The organism is Saccharopolyspora indica (assembly GCF_027853965.1).
Taxonomy (GTDB): Bacteria; Actinomycetota; Actinomycetes; order Mycobacteriales; family Pseudonocardiaceae; genus Saccharopolyspora; species Saccharopolyspora indica.
The window spans coordinates 309934-324992 of sequence record NZ_JAQGLB010000004.1 but is presented as its reverse complement, the minus strand read 5'-3'; the positions used below and the strand labels follow the sequence as shown (position 1 = coordinate 324992).

Below are 15059 nucleotides of genomic sequence, written 5' to 3'. Positions count from 1 at the left end.
GCGAACGTCGACGTGCGCTCAATGCCGTTCGGGGGAAGCTGAATTCGCGGTGCGGCCTTCGCTCAGCACAGCTTCAGCCTCGGTCTGCTTCCCCTGCTCCAGCAGCACATTCGCGAGTTGGCCGCGCGCTGCCAGGAAGTGGGGGTGATCAGCACCCCAAACCCGGTCCGCCACCGCCAGGACAGCGCGCAACTCCGACTCTGCTTGCGTCAGAGCCCCCTGGGCCGCCAGCGCGCCCGCGAGGTTGGCCCGGGTGATCAGGGTGCGGGGATGCTCGTCGCCCAAGGTGTCGACCGCCCAGTCCAGCAGCTCGCAGAGCTCAGCCTCCGCTACCTCCGGCTCACCCGAATCCCGCAGGACACCGGCAAGTTCGCTCCGCGTGGTCATGGTGAGGATGTGGTCCGCGCCGAGGACTTGCTGCCGCTGTTCGAGGACTGCCCGGTACTCCGACTCAGCCTCTGACAGCCGACCGCGAGCCCGCAACACTCCGGCAAGGCTGTGCCGCGCGCTCAGCGTTGTGGAGTCCTTCGAACCGAGGGCTTCGGCCGCCAGTTCGGCCACCGCGCGGAATTCCGCTTCCGCTTGCTCCAGGTCGCCGCGAGCCTGCAGCACACTGGCCATGTTGTGCCTTATCCCCAGCGTCTTTCCGTCCTTCGCACCAAAGACCGAAGGCGCGGACTCCAGCACGACGCGGAATTCCGCTTCCGCCGCATCGAGGTCACCCCGGCCGAGCAGCATCGCGGCGAGGTTGTTGCGGGTGCCCAGGAGAGCTTCGCGCACCTCGGACTCCGCCTCCGGGAGACGGGACAACGCCGCCCGGGCCAGGTCGATGCCGTGCAGCACGAGACCATCGGTGACGCAGAACCTGGTCGCCCGCTCGCACGTCAACGCGATCAGGACGAGCACCGCCTCCCGCACCGCAACAGGGAGGTCGAGCACTGCTGCGCAGTGCGGGAGCAGCACGCGCCAGCGTGGCCACGTGCTGGGATCGGTCACCTCGCTGTTCGCGGCCATGGCCGCGACGAGCACGACCGAGTGCGCCATGCTGTTCCCGATTTCCTGCGGGCACCCGAGGTAGCGGTTCGTCTCGCGCACCACCGGGTGCAGGCGCAGGAGCGGCACCGGGCCGTGCAGGCTGTCGGAGGCCAGGAGGCCGACGCCGGACAGGGCTTTGATCACCGCTGCCAGGTGGACTGCGGTCATCCCGGCGAAAGCCCGGTTCATCGCCAGGACTTCGGCGCGGAGCACTTCCAGCGGGATGGGTGCGTCGGCGAAGTGAGACAGCAGGCGGAGCAGGGGGCGAGCGGTCGGGTAGCCGCGCTCGGCCAGCAGGTCCAGGGACAGTTCCCAGGTGCGGTGCAGCGTCTCGCGCTCTGCCAGCGGGTATGGCGCCTCCGGTAGCTCCGTCACCTCCGGCCAGCGGTCGTCGAGCGCGGTTCGGTAGCTGTCGAAGTCCACCGGCAGGTCCAGGCCCGGGACCTGCGGCATCGTTGCGACGACCGCCAGGTACTGGCCCGCCAGGTGCAGCGCCAGCGGGAGCCCGGCCAGGCGTTGTGCCAGTTCACCGGCGCTGTCGGCGGAACCGGCATCGGGTGCGCGGTCGAGCAGCATCTGGGCGCCGTCGGCGACCGGCAGCGTCTCGATCGCGTGCAGGCGGACGAGACCTCCCCAGGACTGCGGGTTTCCGTCGCGGCTCGTGATCAGCACTCCGCTGGTCGTGCGCAGCCAACCGATCTGCTCGGCGATCGGGCGTCCGGCGCCGAGCGCGCACACGTCGTCGGCGTTGTCCAGCACCAGCAACCACCGGGACTCGACCTCGGCCAGCCGCCGCCACAGCAGGTCCGGCGCGTGTCCGCGCCCCTCCCACGCCTCGTGCACCTCCTGCGGGCTCGCGCCCGCGCGCAGGGCGACCTCGCGCAGGCCGTCGTGCAGGCTCCGCTCCGACGACGCGTCGACCCACCACGTCTCCGCGCCGAGTTCGGCCGCCACCTGCTGCGCCACCGTCGTCTTGCCGTAGCCGCCTGCGCCGTGCACGACGCAGCTCTGCCCGGCTCGCAGCTCCTCGACCACCGCCGCCACCAGGTCACCACGACCGCGCACGTCGTGCGTCAGCGCTGGTGGGGCCAGTGATCCCAGGCCAGGGCCGGTGCTCGGGACGACGTTGAAGTGCACGCCGCCGCTGATGCTCCCGGCCTGGACCGCCGCGCCGATGTTGCCGCTCAGCGCGTTGTGAACCGGTTCCGGCATGCCACCCCCACGAGATCGCACCCAGCGTATCCAAACGTTCACATCGAGTTGCGGATTCCGGCGTCATATGCCGTCGGCCGGGGCGTCCCGGTATCGACCGGCACCGGATGCGGAGGACAGATGGCCGAGACGCCCGAGCTCAGCGACGCCGAATTGGTCGAGCTGGTTCGTTCCGGCGAGAAGGGCGCCTACGGGCAGCTCTACCAGCGCCACGTGCGCGCCGCCTACAAGACCGCGCGGCGGCTCTCGCGTTCCGATCCCGAGACCGACGACCTCGTGTCCGAGGCGTTCGCCAACGTCCTCTGCAGCCTGACCAGCGGCGGCGGGCCCACCAGCGCGTTCCGCGCCTACCTGCTGACGACGTTGCGCAACCTCGCCTACGACCGCTCGCGAACCGCCCGGAAGGTGCAGCTGGTGGAGGACGTCCAGAGCGTGGCGGTGCACGACTCCATCGATCCCGTCGAGGACTCGGCGGTGGACGCGGCGGAGCGGACGCTCGCGGCGAAGGCCTTCGCCCGGCTGCCGGCGAACTGGCAGAAGGTCCTCTGGCACACCGAGATCAAGGGCCGCACGCCCGCCGAAGCAGCCCCGTACCTCGGCCTCCGCCCCAATGCGGTGTCCGCGCTGTCCTACCGGGCGCGCGAAGGCCTGCGCCGGGAGTACCTGAACGCGCACCTCGCCGAGGTCTCCGACCCGCGCTGCCGAACGGTGATCGACCGCCTGGGCGGCTGGGCCCGCAACGCCCTGTCCAAGCGCGACGAGCAGATCGTGGAGTCCCACCTGAGGTGCTGTTCGCGGTGCCGAGCGCTGGCCAACGAGGTGGCCGAGGTCAACAGCGGCATCCGGGCGATCATCGAACCGCTCGTCATGGACGACGCCCCGGACCTCCCCCGCCGCCCGTTCACCGGACGGAACATCCCGCCCTGGCTCCTCCTCCTGCTCAGCGCCCTGGTCCTGGCCATATCGATGGCCTTCGCCTGGTCCAACCCGACATCCCCCAGCAGCCAACAAGCCAGGTGGGTGTCAATTTCGTACGAAATTGACACCCCCTGACCGGAAGGTGCCGCATGCGCGCGGATTGCGCCTGCGGTCGGGAAAACTCGTCCGCACATCGGGCGGAGAGACCGGGAGAACGCGATGAACGAGTCGGGGACCCGCTACGACGCGTTCCTGTCCTACAGCCACGCGGCGGACCAGCGGATCGCGCCGGTCCTGCGGCAGGGGCTGCACCAGTTGGCCCGGCGGTGGAACCAGATCTGGGCGTTGCGGGTGTTCCAGGACAAGGAGAGCCTCGCCGCCAACCCCGACCTGTGGGACACCATCGACAACGCGTTGCGCGAATCCCGGTTCTTCGTCCTGCTGGCCTCGCCGGAAGCCGCGGCGTCACCCTGGGTGCGGCGAGAGGTCGAGTACTGGCGGACGCAACGAGAGCAGGGCACGTTCCTCATCGCGTTCACCGGCGGGGAGATCGCGTGGGACGACGCGGCCGGGGACTTCGACTGGGAGCGGACTACCGCGCTGCCGGAGACGCTGCGGGGGTGGTTCTCCGCCGAACCGCTGTGGGTCGATCTGTCCTGGGCCCGGGATGAACCGGATCTGTCGTTGCGGCACAGCCGGTTCCGCTTCGACGTAGCGACGCTGGCGGCCGCGGTGCACGGCACCGCGAAGGAGGAGCTGGACAGCGAGGACGTCCGGCGGTACCGGTTCGCGACGTTGGTGCGCCGAGGCGCCGCAGCGGCGTTGACGGTGCTGCTCATCGCCGTGCTGGGGCTCGGCGCGCGGACGATCCTGTTGCAGCAGAGGGCGATCGAGCAGGGGCAGCAGGCGTTGTCGCGCGCCGTGTCGGCGAAGAGCGAGCTGATGGGGGACAGCGATCCGGAGCTGTCCAGGCTCCTCGCGCTGGCGGCGTGGCGGATCGGTGGAACCCCTGAAGCCGAGGCGGCGATGTCGCAGGCCGCCGCGCGTCCCGGGATCGGCCGGATCGTCGCCGGCGGCGATGTCGAGGCGGTCGCCTTCAGCCCGGACGGCAAGGCGCTGGTGACCGGTGGCGACAACGTCCGGACATGGGACACCGTCACGCGGCGGCAGGTCGGCGAGACGATCGGCGCGCAGGAAGCGGTGTGGCAGGAAAAAGCCGTGCGGACCGTGCAGTTCAGCCCGGACGGCACGATGCTGCTCACCGCGGGGCAAGGACCGTCCGCGAAGCTGTGGCACACCGAGACCGGGGCGCTGTCGGCGCAGCTCTACCAGGAGGACGGGAACTCGCGGTGGAGTCCGAACGATTCGATCAGCGCGGCGTTCAGCCCGGACGGCACGAGGCTCGTCTTCGGCGATCCTGGCCACGGTGTGACGTTGTGGGACATCGCGAGCGGGAAGGCGGTGCACACCGTCACGACACCGCAGATCGACCCCTTCCAGCGCAACACCGTGTCCCCGGCGGTCGCCTTCCATCCCGGCGGGTCCCTGTTCGCCACGCTCAGCACCGACGGAGCGGTTCAGTTCTGGGACACCGCAACCGGCCTCCAGATCGGTGAACCGCTCCCGGCCCACCCCGGTGACAACGCGAGCCTCGTCGGCCCGGTGATCGTGTTCAGCCCCGACGGAACCCTCTTCGCCACCGGAGGCACGGACGGCACGATCCGGTTCTGGGACACCACCACCCGTCAACCGGTCGGCACGCCGCTCAGCGGGCACACCAGGCCCGACCGCACGACTCTCGCGCAGTCGCTGGCTTTCAGCCCCGACGGGCGCATGTTCGCCGCGGGCAGCGAGGACGGCACGGTTCGGCTCTGGGACGTCCGCACCCGAAACCTGCTCGGCACCCCGCTGAGCGGTCACACCCGTGCTGTCACGTCGCTGGCGTTCAGCCCGGACGGCCGGACGCTGGCCAGCGGCGCGCGAGACGGCACGGCGCGGCTGTGGAACGTGGCGGAGCACCTCCAGCTCGCGCACCCGGCGATCGAGCACTCCGGCATGCTGTACGCGCTCGCCTACAGCCCTGATGGCAAGACGATCGTCACCGGCGGCGACAACGGTGAGACCGCTGGCAGCCACGGGAGCATGGAAGCGTGCAGCCACACCGGTTGGGGCCTGTGCTACGTCGACGGAGGCGAGGTCAGCGCGCTGGGAGGCACGATGGTGCAGTTCCTCCGCCCGCCCGGCGCGCAGCTACCGCCCGCTGGACCGCCGCGCACGCTGATGCTGTGGAACGCAGCGCAGCGCAAGCCCGTCACCGACCTGCCGACCGCCGACCGCACTCCGGTGCTGGCGGTGGCGTTCAGCCCGGACGGCACGACCGTGGCCGCCGGCGGCATGAGCGGCCGCGAAGACGGCGAGACGAGCAGAGGCGACGGTGGCGCCACCACGCTGTGGAACCACGCCGACCGCACCCCGTTCGCACCGCCGCTGCCCGACGAGCTGCTGCTCGTCCGCGCCACGGCGTTCAGCCCCGACGGTCGGATGCTCGTCACCGCCGGCATGAACTCGGGCCGAGGACCGACCGCGCTGACGTTCTGGGACGCCAACAGCTACCGCCCGCTGGGCACCGTCGACGCCGGGAGAACCGTCTACTCGGTGGCGTTCAGCCCCAGCGGATCGATCCTGGCCACCGGCAACGACCAGGGCGAGGTCCGGCTCTGGGACACCGGCACGAGGCAGCCGATCGGCGACGTGCTGGAAGGCCACACCGGGCCGGTCGGCACGCTGGCCTTCAGCCCGGACGGCACGCAGCTGGCCAGCGCGGGTGACGACGGCGCGATCCGGTTGTGGGACGTCGCCACCCGGCGGATGGCCGGAGATCCGCTGATCGGGCACACCGGTGCGGTCTACTCCCTGGCGTTCCACCCGGACGGCCGAACGCTGGCCAGCGGAGGAGGAGACCGTTCGGTGCGGCTGTGGAACGTGCCGGCCCGCAAGCAGATCAACGCGGCGCACATCGGCCACCGGCAGTCCGTCCGCGCAGTGGCGTTCAGCCCCGACGGCAAGACCCTGGCCAGCGCAGGAGAGGACGCGGCCATCCGCTTCTGGGGCAGCCGGGCGGCCGAGGACGTCCCCGCGGAGCTGTGCGACACCGCCCGTCGCACCCTCACCCCCGACGAGTGGAACCGGCACCTGCCCGGGGCCGACTACCAGGACGTCTGCCCGTCCCGGTAGCCCGAAACCAGCGCGAGGCACCGCGCCTGGTTCAGCCGTCCCCGTGCCGTGAGTGCTTTGTGGGGTTATAGCCCCACAAAACACTCACGGCACCATCGCCATCACAACGACTCGAAGAACTCCCGGACATCGCGGACGTAGAGGTCCGGCTGCTCCATCGCCGGGAAGGTGCCGCCGCGGTCGTACTCCGTCCAGCGGACGATGTTGTTGATGCGCTCCGCGAACGGGCGGACCGGGGCCAGGACGTCCTTCGGGAACACCGCCACGCCGTGCGGGACGGTGCCGTCGGTCAGCTGCTCGATCACGCCTTCCTCCGCCGCCTTCCCGGAGTTGTCCGGGGTCTCCACGAAGGACCGCGCCGCCGAACCGGCCGTGTTGGTCAGCCAGTAGAGCATCACCGTGGTCAGGATGCGGTCGCGGTCGATCGCGTCCTCCGGCGTGTCCTCGCAGTCGGTCCACTCCTTGAGCACGCCGACGATCCAGCCCAGCAGGCCGACCGGGGAGTCCGCCAGCGAGTAGGCCAGCGACTGCGGTTTGGTCGACTGGATCAGCTTGTAGCCGTAGAGCTCGTCGGTGTAGCGCTGCCACCGGGCCATCCGCGCGTGGTCGACGTCGGCCAGCTCGCCGAACTCGTCCGGGTCGCCGGACGGGAAGGTGATCATCCCGTTGGTGTGCAGGCCGACCACGCGCTCCGGCTCGTTGATCGCCAGCGTGCGGGAGATCCACGTGCCCCAGTCGCCGCCCTGCAGGCCGTACCGCTCGTAGCCGAGGCGGCTCATCAGCTCCGCCCACGCCCGCGCGACCCGCTCGGCACCCCACCCCACCGAGACCGTCGGACCGGACAGCCCGTAGCCCGGCAGAGACGGGATGACCAGGTGGAACCCGGCGTCGGTGAGCGGCTCGACGACGTCCAGGTACTCCGCGACCGAACTCGGCCAGCCGTGCGTGATGAGCAGCGGCAGCGCGTCCGGCCGCGGCGAGCGGACGTGCAGGAAGTGGATGTTCGCGCCGTCGATCTCGGTGGTGTGCTGCGGGAGTTCGTTCAGCCGGGCTTCCTGCGCGCGCCAGTCGTAGCCGTCGCGCCAGTACTCCGCCAGTTCCCGGAGGTAGCCCAGCGGCGGGCCGTAGCTCCAGCCCAGTCCCGGGACCTCGTCGGCCCAGCGGGCCCGCGCCAGGCGTTCCCGCAGGTCGTCGAGGTCGTGCTGGGGGACGTCGAGGCGGAACGGGGTGATGTCGCGAGCCATGCACACTCCTTCGTACGTTGTACGGTATCTAATACGCACGAAGAGTCCGCGTTGTTCCCGGAACCGGGAAGAAATCTTCGATCGCAGGTCAGCGGAGCAGTGCGGTCGTTCCGCAGCGCAGTCGCGCGGTCGTCCGGTGGCCCCGGGCGGTCGGCATCCGAACGGTCTCCCGCTCCACGCCGGGATGCGGCAGCCGCCGCGGCGGCAGGCTCCCGCAGTTGGGCCAGTGCTCGAAGTGCCACCACTCGTTGTCGTAGGTGCGGTACAGGTCGTAGCGCGCGCCGTGCTCCTCCAGCCACCGCGCGCCCTCCCGCGGCCGGACGTCCAGCGCGATGCCCTGGACGTGGCTGGACTCCTCCGGCGGCAGCACGAGCAGCCGGGCCGCCGCGGGCGATCCCGACCGGCGCACCTGCTCGTCGAACATCCGCCGCTGCACCGCCGGGTCGCGGAACCCGGAGGTGAGCCCGATGAGCTGGCCGTGCCGCCAGAACGCATCGGTCCGCGCCGCGACGAACGCGGCTCTGGCCCGCTCGTCGAGACCGCTGAGGTCTTCGGCGGGGAAGCGCATCCGCAGCGCCCACGAACAAGCCAGCTCGAGAGCGCGCCCCGGGCGGCGGACGAACGCCACCGGCAGCACCAGGACACCGATCAGCAGGGCCGTCGCCGCGTACACCCGGTCCCGGGCCCGCAGCGGCGTAACACGTGGTTCGCTCATGCCATCAACGTTCGCGGCCCGATGTCCGCGCCCCGCGATGCGAATGTCACAGCCCTGCGACAAAGCGAGGGCGGCCCCGGCACCGGGACCGCCCTCGCGTCGAAACCGGGCTCAGCCGCCCATCTCCTCCAGGGAACGCCCCTTGGTCTCCTTCAGGTACTTCACCACGAACACCACCGAGATCAGCGCGAACGCGGCGTAGATGAAGTAGGTGACCGGCAGGTTCCAGTCCCGCATGCTCGGGAAGCTCACCGTCACCAGCCAGTTGGCGATCCAGTTCGTCGCGGTGCCCAGCGCCAGCGCGGCGGCGCGGATGCGCACCGGGAACATCTCGCCCAGCAGCACCCACATCACCACGCCCCACGACGCGGCGAAGAACAGCACGAACGCGCTCGCCGAGATCAGCGCCACCACACCCCACTGGAACGGCAGCGCGGCGTCCTCGCCGACGACCTCGGCGAAGCTGAACGCCCACCCGGTCACGGCCAGCGAAGCGGCCATGCCCAGCGAACCGATCACCAGCAGCGGCTTGCGGCCGATCTTGTCCACCAGCGCGATGGCCACGAAGGTGCCGACGATGTTCACGACCGACGTGAACAGGCTCAGCAGCAGCGAGTTGCTCTCGTCGATGCCCACCGAGTGCCACAGCGACGACGAGTAGTAGAAGATCACGTTGATGCCGACGAACTGCTGCAGCGCGGCGATGGCCATGCCGACCCACACGATCGGCAGCAGCCCGAGCCGCCCGCGCAGATCGCTCAGCCGCGGCTTGCGCTCCCCGCCCAGCGCGGCCTTGATCTCGGCGACCTTCTCCGCCGGATCACCGGGCTCGACGCGCGCCAGCACCTCCCGCGCCTTGTCGAGCTTGCCCGCGGCCACCAGGTAGCGCGGCGATTCGGGGATCGTCGAGGCCACCACCAGGTAGATCACCGCGGGCACCACGGCGGCCCCGAGCATCCACTGCCAGGCCTGCAGCGGCCCGAGCATCCCGGACGCGCTGCCGCCGGCGGCCTGCGCCAAGGCGTAGTTGACCAGCTGCGAGATCGCGATCCCGAGCACGATCGCCAGCTGCTGCAGCGATCCCAACCGGCCCCGGTAGGCCGCGGGCGCCACCTCCGCGATGTAGGCGGGCGCGATCACCGAGGCGATGCCGATGGCGACGCCGCCGACGACCCGCCAGATCGCCAGATCCCAGATCGCGAACGGCAAGGCCGAGCCGATGGCGCTGATGATGAACAGGATCGCGGCCAGCTGCATGACCCGGATCCGGCCGATCCGGTCGGCCAGCCCACCGGCCACCCCGGCACCGACGGCCGAGCCCAGCAGCGCGGAGGACACGGTCAGGCCGGTCAGCGCGGAACCGACGTTGAAGTGCTTCTGGATGGCGTCCACGCCGCCGTTGATCACCGACGTGTCGTAACCGAAGAGGAAGCCGCCGAGCGCGGCGGCCCCGGCGATCATCACCACGTGCCCGAGCTGCTCGGCAGCACCCGAGGCACGCGACTGCATTGCGGACATCGAGAACTCCTGCTGCCCGCACGTCGACCGCTCCGTTGCGAATCGTTCCAGAACGCCGGGCGCAGGGGATCGTAAGTTCTGAACCCGCTACTTGCTTACTCGATTCAGGGTGAAGTAGCTCACTGTAACCGAATCCCAGGCCGTGCCACCGACCGCGGCGCTGCCAGGGAAAACAAGATCATCCGCAGTTGCGGAGAGTCACCGCTTGGTTTCAGCGCGCTTGAAGTTCAGGTAGGCCCGCGACGGCGTCGGCCCCCGCTGCCCCTGGTACCGCGAACCGGCCTCCTTCGACCCGTACGGGAAGTCGGCGGGGCTCGACAGCCGGAACAGGCACAGCTGCCCGATCTTCATCCCCGGCCACAACGTGATCGGCAGGTTCGCCACGTTGGACAGCTCCAGGGTGATGTGCCCGGAGAACCCGGGGTCGATGAACCCCGCGGTGGAGTGCGTCAGCAGCCCGAGCCGACCCAGCGACGACTTGCCCTCCAACCGGCCGGCCAGATCGTCCGGCAGCCGCACGCCCTCGAAGGTCGCCCCGAGCACGAACTCGCCCGGGTGCAGCACGAACGGATCGTCGTCCGGCGTCTCCACCAGCGAAGTCAGCTCGTCCTGCTGCTTCGACGGATCGATGTGGGTGTACCGGGTGTTGTCGAAGACCCGGAAGAAGCGGTCCAGCCGCACGTCGATGCTCGACGGCTGGATCATGGCCGCGTCGAACGGATCGAGTTCGAGGCGGCCCTCGTCGAGCTCTTTGCGCAGGTCCCGGTCACTCAGCAACACGCCCACAGCGTATCGGCAACCCGATGATGATCTTCGCGCCCCACCGTGTTAAGCTGGCGCAGCCCCAGACACGGGGTGACGCGGATGTAGTTCAATGGTAGAACATCAGCTTCCCAAGCTGAGAACGCGGGTTCGATTCCCGTCATCCGCTCGGAGCTGGGAGTCGTGTGCCACGCTTTCGCGTTGGCCTCGGCTCCTTCGCCATTTTATTGGGGGGGTTCGAACCCCCCCAAACCCCCCACGGTGCGGGGGTCGCCTTTCGAGTGCTCCTAGCTGTTGGTGCCGTACCCGGCCTGGGTTGCTGACCAGCTTTTCACCGGGGCAGTTGGGTGCTTGTGTTTCTGCCTGCGATCCGTGGCATGTCTGATCTGATTACCGGCCACCCCTTCATCTTGCATAACCGGCCTGGGTTCGTGATGGCGCTTCATCTTTCGTCGTGGTTCAGGGTTTCTGGTGGTGCTCGGCTGGGTTTGGGGTGTCGACTCCGAGCTCTTTGCGGACTGCTTCTTGCAGATCTCTGCGTTTCAGCGAGAGTTCGCGGGAGATCTGTTCGATCTCGTCCGAGGTCAGCTTGCTGGGCGAGCTCATGGCCGAACCGAAGCGCGAGCGGAACAGGTTCACCGTCTCACTCGCCAAGGTGCGGATCGTGTCGGTTCCGACGAGTTTGAGCTGGGCCATCCGGTCGCTCGTCTCCTCCACGACGTCGCGGAGCTGCTCGCTCGTGTCGACGGGCATCTTGAGCAGACCGTGATGTTCCCGAAGCCTGTCGACGATCAGCTCGCGCCACTTGTTCAGGGAGATCATGAGCTCCACCGCGACTTCCAGACGCTTGTCCCGCCAGTGGAGGTAGTCCTCTCTTCGACGCTGAAGGTCTTCCTTTTCGCGTTCACGGCACCAGCGGATGTTCTCGCGTCGCTGCTCTCGCCAAGCGCTCACGAACTGGCCGCTGATCACGCCGACCATACCGAGGAGGCCGACCACGATCGGAACCCAGACCGAGACCTGCCCTTGGACTGTTCCCGAACTCACCCGGCGGACGATACCGAGTTAGATCCCTCTCAGGATCCGCTTCCCGGGCGAGAACTGGCCAACGTTGTTCCACACAGAGCGTTTAGTGACCTGGCGCTCCTCAGGCCCTTGCTTTCAGGGCTTCGGCTCTTGCCCTCAGGTCAGCCGCCACGTTGTCCCAGTCCGGGCCGTGCAGGTGGAGGCTTTCTGCCGCTGAGCGGCCCCGGGAAACCGCCGGTCACGACGGATCAGGCAGGGCGATCGCGTGGAAAACGTCGTCGGGATCGAAGCGGCGCTTCGTCGTGAGCAGACGAGCGGCGTTCGGACCGTAGGCGTGCGCGATTTGGGCCTTCTCGTTCGGGCCGAGCAGGTTGGGGTAGCCACCGGCCATGGCCTCAGGCTCGAGAGCGTGCGTCACCTCGTCCGCCCAGGCGCGGTGCTCGGTTGCCCGGACGTTGCCGGGCTCCCACCGGGCGATCACCTCGATCATCAGGTGTGGGTCGCGATTGCCGAACGCCGTCGACAGCACCGGTACCCGCTGCGCGGCTCCGTGGAGACTGTGCACGGACACCGCGGAGCCGGGTGAGGTGAGCGTCGCCCCGGCCTGGATCAGCGCCTCGCGCACGCCTGCGTTGAGTGACGGGACGGAACGCGTGCGGATCTCGACGTGCTGCCCCGCGGGGAACTGGGCGTCGATCCCGGCCAGCATGTCGGGCAGCGTGGTCGCACCGATCTGGGCGACGAGCGGGGTGCCGAGCGCGCTGATCCGGGCGAGGGCCTGCTCGCCCTCTGCGGCGTCGTCACCGCTCCACGTGGGCGAGGCGAACACCACCGGTGCGCCGTCGGGGCCGCTCAGGACGCCGAACTGGACGGTCAGGTCGTCGGACGCCTGGGACACGATGTCCGCCAGCCCCTCCAGCACGGTTTCCGCCTGTGCCCACGGGAAGACCAACAAGCCGGACAGCAAGGTGGGCACGTCGTGGACGCGCACACGCATCGACGTGACGATGCCGAAGTTGCCACCGCCGCCGCGCAGCGCCCAGAACAGGTCGGGTTCGTGCTCAGCGTCGGTCGTGACGACGGAGCCATCGGCCAGGACGACGTTCGCCGACAGCACGTTGTCGAGGGCGAGTCCGTGACGACCGCTGAGTGGACCGTATCCCCCGCCCAGTGTCAGCCCGACCATGCCCACGGAGCCGGCAGTGCCTGTCACCGGAATCAGGTCGAGCGGCCCTGTTGCCGCAGCGAGATCGGCCGCGATGGCGCCCGCCGAGACATCCGCGGTCTTCGTTACGGGGTCAACCGTCACTCGGCGCAATCCGCTGACATCGATCGTCAGGCCGCCGTCGCTCAATGCCCGACCTGCCCAGTCGTGCCCGCCGCCGCGCACGGTCAGCGGCGTCCCTGTCTCACGCGCCGCGAGCAGGGCAGCGCGCACATCATCAGCGTCGGCGCATTGGACCACGACGCCCGGCTGTGTTGTGACGGCGCCGTTCCAGATACGCCGCGTCGTCTCGTAGCTCGAGCCCGCGGTGTTCACCGAATCGACGTGGGTCGTTCCCCGTAAGATCTTCACGAGGTCGTTCACCCGAGGTTCCAGAGTTCGCATGGACCGCATTCTTGCTCCTCCGTCGACCAAACCCACTGCAGACATGCGAACGGCTGCAGCTGATCGACGAGGACAGTGCGCATTCAGGCAAAGTCTTGCGGTCATTCGTGCAACGGCACAGAAGTCACGGCGCGTTCGCGGGGGTTGGTGGCCGCTCGGGGGTTGGCCGCGCTGCTGGGCGGGGCCGGGGCGACGCACCTCGTGGCGCCCAAGGTTTTCGATCCGATCGTTCCTCGGGTTCTTCCTGGGCGGGCTCGTACCTGGACTTACCTGTCCGGGATCGCCGAGGTCGTCAGTGGCGTGGGTGGGCTGGGTTGGCGGTCGGCCTTTTGCGCGGGTGGCTGGAGCGTTTTCGGTTCTGGCTTGCTGTTGGTGGCGGGGTGGGTTGGTCAGCTTCTGGGTTTCAGTGGGGTGGTCGGCGTTCTCCGGTTCTTGTTTCCGTGGCTTCTGCTTTCGTTCGGAGGTTTGCTGCGATGTTGTCCCAGTCCGGGCCGTGTAGGTGGAGGCTTTCTGCTGCTTCTCGCATCAGTTGGGGGTCGTTGGGGCGTTGGAGCAGGGCGAGGCGGTAGGACAGGTCGCGGATCCAGACCGGGAGGTTTCCGTCGACCAGGTTCGGGGAGAGTTCGTGGAGCATTGCCAGGATCGCATCCGCTTCTGCGAAGGTCAGTTCTTCCACGAAGTGGTGTTCTCGGTGGTCGCTGTTGCACTGCGGCGTCGACCGGTACTCGTTGCCGTAGAGGCAGCGGGCGTGCTCGGTCAGGGTGCTGTGCATGTGGCCGAGCCTACTGGGACGTGATCCGCTGGGCTGGTGGTTGCCGGGTCAGGCCGGGGTGCTCGCGCTTCTCTGGCGGAAGACGATTGTTCTTTGGGCCAGGAAGTTGAATGTTGTTGCTATTGCTTGGGAGATCGCCCAGGCGAGGGTTATTTGCCAGGATCCTTCCGGGAGGAGGCGGAGGGCCAGGGCGTTCACTCCGGCTACCAGGGCGAAGGTCGTGGCCAGGACCGCCGTTAGTGCCACCACTTCTCTCGTGCTCCTGCTCGAGGTGAAGGTCCAGCGGCGGTTCACCAGGTAGACCGCTGTGCTGCCGATCGTGAAGCTCAGGATTCTGGCCAGCTCCGGCCAGGTTCCGAGGGCGAGGATCACGGTCAGGCTGCCGTAGTCGACCGCCGCGCCGCCGATTCCTACCAGGCCGAAGCGGAACGCTTGGGTGAAGAAGCCTTGGTTGGTTCGGGGTTCTGCATCCGGGTTCGCGTTCAAGGGTCCTCCAGGGCAGCGTTTTCTTGCCTCGGGTGGGCGTGAACGTATCGGAGTGGCCTTCGCGGGGCTGGCGGGGTTTGTTACCGGCTAGTAGGTTCGGGGTGGGCTCGGCGTTGTGGAGGTTTCATGGCTCAGGAGTTGGGTTCTGGACGTTCGCGCGGGCAGTTGGCCACTCGTGGGTTGGCCGCTTTGCTGGGTGGGGCTGGGGTGATGCACTTCGTTGCTCCCAAGGTTTTCGATCCGATCGTTCCTCGGGTTCTGCCTGGGCCGGCTCGGGCCTGGACCTACGTCTCCGGGGTTGCTGAGGTCGGGTGCGCCGGGCTCGTTGCGGTGCCTCGGACTCGGCGGGTGGGTGGGCGGCTCGCCGCCTTGTTGTTCGTCGCCGTCCTTCCCGCCAACGTCAAGATGGCCTGGGACTGGCGGACGCAGTCGATGTCGCGGCGGGCTGTTGCCTATGCGCGGGTTCCGCTTCAGGTTCCGCTCGTCTGGTGGGCGTTGCGGGTTGCCCGTCGGGGTCGCGGTCGCTGA

At 68.9% G+C, this 15059-nt stretch carries 12 protein-coding genes and 1 tRNA gene; 4 read left to right on the top strand and 9 right to left on the bottom strand.

The window, feature by feature from the left end; genetic code table 11:
* Positions 1 to 18 precede the first annotated feature (18 nt).
* Positions 19 to 2247 (bottom strand): tetratricopeptide repeat protein, encoded by a 2229-nt coding sequence (locus OU416_RS12145; protein ID WP_270926995.1) that lies wholly within the window; start codon positions 2245 to 2247, stop codon positions 19 to 21.
* 120 nt (positions 2248 to 2367) lie between these two features.
* Here OU416_RS12145 and OU416_RS12140 point away from each other — a divergent pair, with 120 nt between their 5' ends.
* Both OU416_RS12140 and OU416_RS12135 read left to right on the top strand, forming a co-directional pair.
* On the top strand, positions 2368 to 3300 hold the full coding sequence (locus tag OU416_RS12140) for a sigma-70 family RNA polymerase sigma factor (protein ID WP_270926994.1): 933 nt from the start codon (positions 2368 to 2370) through the stop codon (positions 3298 to 3300).
* Between the two features lie 84 nt (positions 3301 to 3384).
* Complete coding sequence (locus OU416_RS12135; RefSeq protein ID WP_270926993.1) at positions 3385 to 6399, top strand: TIR domain-containing protein; 3015 nt, start codon at positions 3385 to 3387, stop codon at positions 6397 to 6399.
* Positions 6400 to 6500: 101 nt separating this feature from the next.
* Here OU416_RS12135 and OU416_RS12130 read toward each other — a convergent pair whose 3' ends face one another.
* The 4 genes from OU416_RS12130 to dcd all read right to left on the bottom strand — a co-directional run bounded on the left by OU416_RS12130 (position 6501) and on the right by dcd (position 10656).
* Positions 6501 to 7643, bottom strand: a complete 1143-nt coding sequence (locus OU416_RS12130) for an epoxide hydrolase family protein (protein WP_270926992.1) — start codon at positions 7641 to 7643, stop codon at positions 6501 to 6503.
* Positions 7644 to 7731: 88 nt separating this feature from the next.
* Positions 7732 to 8358, bottom strand: coding sequence for a D,D-peptidase/D,D-carboxypeptidase VanY-N (gene vanY-N / locus OU416_RS12125; RefSeq protein ID WP_270926991.1), 627 nt, complete (start codon positions 8356 to 8358; stop codon positions 7732 to 7734).
* 111 nt (positions 8359 to 8469) lie between these two features.
* Complete coding sequence (locus tag OU416_RS12120) at positions 8470 to 9876, bottom strand: sugar porter family MFS transporter (protein WP_270926990.1); 1407 nt, start codon at positions 9874 to 9876, stop codon at positions 8470 to 8472.
* Between the two features lie 198 nt (positions 9877 to 10074).
* On the bottom strand, positions 10075 to 10656 hold the full coding sequence (dcd, locus tag OU416_RS12115) for a dCTP deaminase (RefSeq protein WP_270926989.1): 582 nt from the start codon (positions 10654 to 10656) through the stop codon (positions 10075 to 10077).
* Between the two features lie 80 nt (positions 10657 to 10736).
* Between dcd and OU416_RS12110 the strand changes: the two genes are divergently transcribed.
* Positions 10737 to 10807 (top strand) — tRNA-Gly (locus OU416_RS12110).
* Positions 10808 to 11097: 290 nt separating this feature from the next.
* On the opposite strand, the gene OU416_RS12105 is transcribed toward OU416_RS12110, so the two are convergent.
* The 4 genes from OU416_RS12105 to OU416_RS12090 form a co-directional block, all read right to left on the bottom strand.
* Positions 11098 to 11685, bottom strand: a complete 588-nt coding sequence (locus tag OU416_RS12105; RefSeq protein ID WP_270926988.1) for a hypothetical protein — start codon at positions 11683 to 11685, stop codon at positions 11098 to 11100.
* A gap of 217 nt (positions 11686 to 11902) precedes the next feature.
* A complete protein-coding gene (locus tag OU416_RS12100; RefSeq protein WP_270926987.1) occupies positions 11903 to 13252 on the bottom strand; it encodes an FAD-binding oxidoreductase in 1350 nt (449 codons plus the stop codon).
* A gap of 424 nt (positions 13253 to 13676) precedes the next feature.
* Positions 13677 to 14045: a hypothetical protein gene (locus tag OU416_RS12095; protein WP_270926986.1), complete on the bottom strand. Its 369-nt coding sequence runs from the start codon at positions 14043 to 14045 to the stop codon at positions 13677 to 13679.
* Positions 14046 to 14093: 48 nt separating this feature from the next.
* On the bottom strand, positions 14094 to 14531 hold the full coding sequence (locus OU416_RS12090; protein ID WP_270926985.1) for a GtrA family protein: 438 nt from the start codon (positions 14529 to 14531) through the stop codon (positions 14094 to 14096).
* A gap of 126 nt (positions 14532 to 14657) precedes the next feature.
* On the opposite strand from OU416_RS12090, the gene OU416_RS12085 reads away from it, so the two are divergent.
* Entirely contained in the window at positions 14658 to 15059 is a 402-nt protein-coding gene (locus OU416_RS12085; protein WP_270926984.1) for a DoxX family protein, read from the top strand.

What these genes read in the sequence shown, in the direction of transcription:
- OU416_RS12145 (WP_270926995.1), bottom strand. Translation starts at nt 2,247, where the DNA reads ATGCCGGAACCGGTTCACAACGCGCTGAGCGGCAACATCGGCGCGGCG.
- OU416_RS12140 (WP_270926994.1), top strand. Translation starts at nt 2,368, where the DNA reads ATGGCCGAGACGCCCGAGCTCAGCGACGCCGAATTGGTCGAGCTGGTT.
- OU416_RS12135 (WP_270926993.1), top strand. Translation starts at nt 3,385, where the DNA reads ATGAACGAGTCGGGGACCCGCTACGACGCGTTCCTGTCCTACAGCCAC.
- OU416_RS12130 (WP_270926992.1), bottom strand. Translation starts at nt 7,643, where the DNA reads ATGGCTCGCGACATCACCCCGTTCCGCCTCGACGTCCCCCAGCACGAC.
- vanY-N (WP_270926991.1), bottom strand. Translation starts at nt 8,358, where the DNA reads ATGAGCGAACCACGTGTTACGCCGCTGCGGGCCCGGGACCGGGTGTAC.
- OU416_RS12120 (WP_270926990.1), bottom strand. Translation starts at nt 9,876, where the DNA reads ATGTCCGCAATGCAGTCGCGTGCCTCGGGTGCTGCCGAGCAGCTCGGG.
- OU416_RS12095 (WP_270926986.1), bottom strand. Translation starts at nt 14,045, where the DNA reads ATGCACAGCACCCTGACCGAGCACGCCCGCTGCCTCTACGGCAACGAG.
- OU416_RS12085 (WP_270926984.1), top strand. Translation starts at nt 14,658, where the DNA reads ATGGCTCAGGAGTTGGGTTCTGGACGTTCGCGCGGGCAGTTGGCCACT.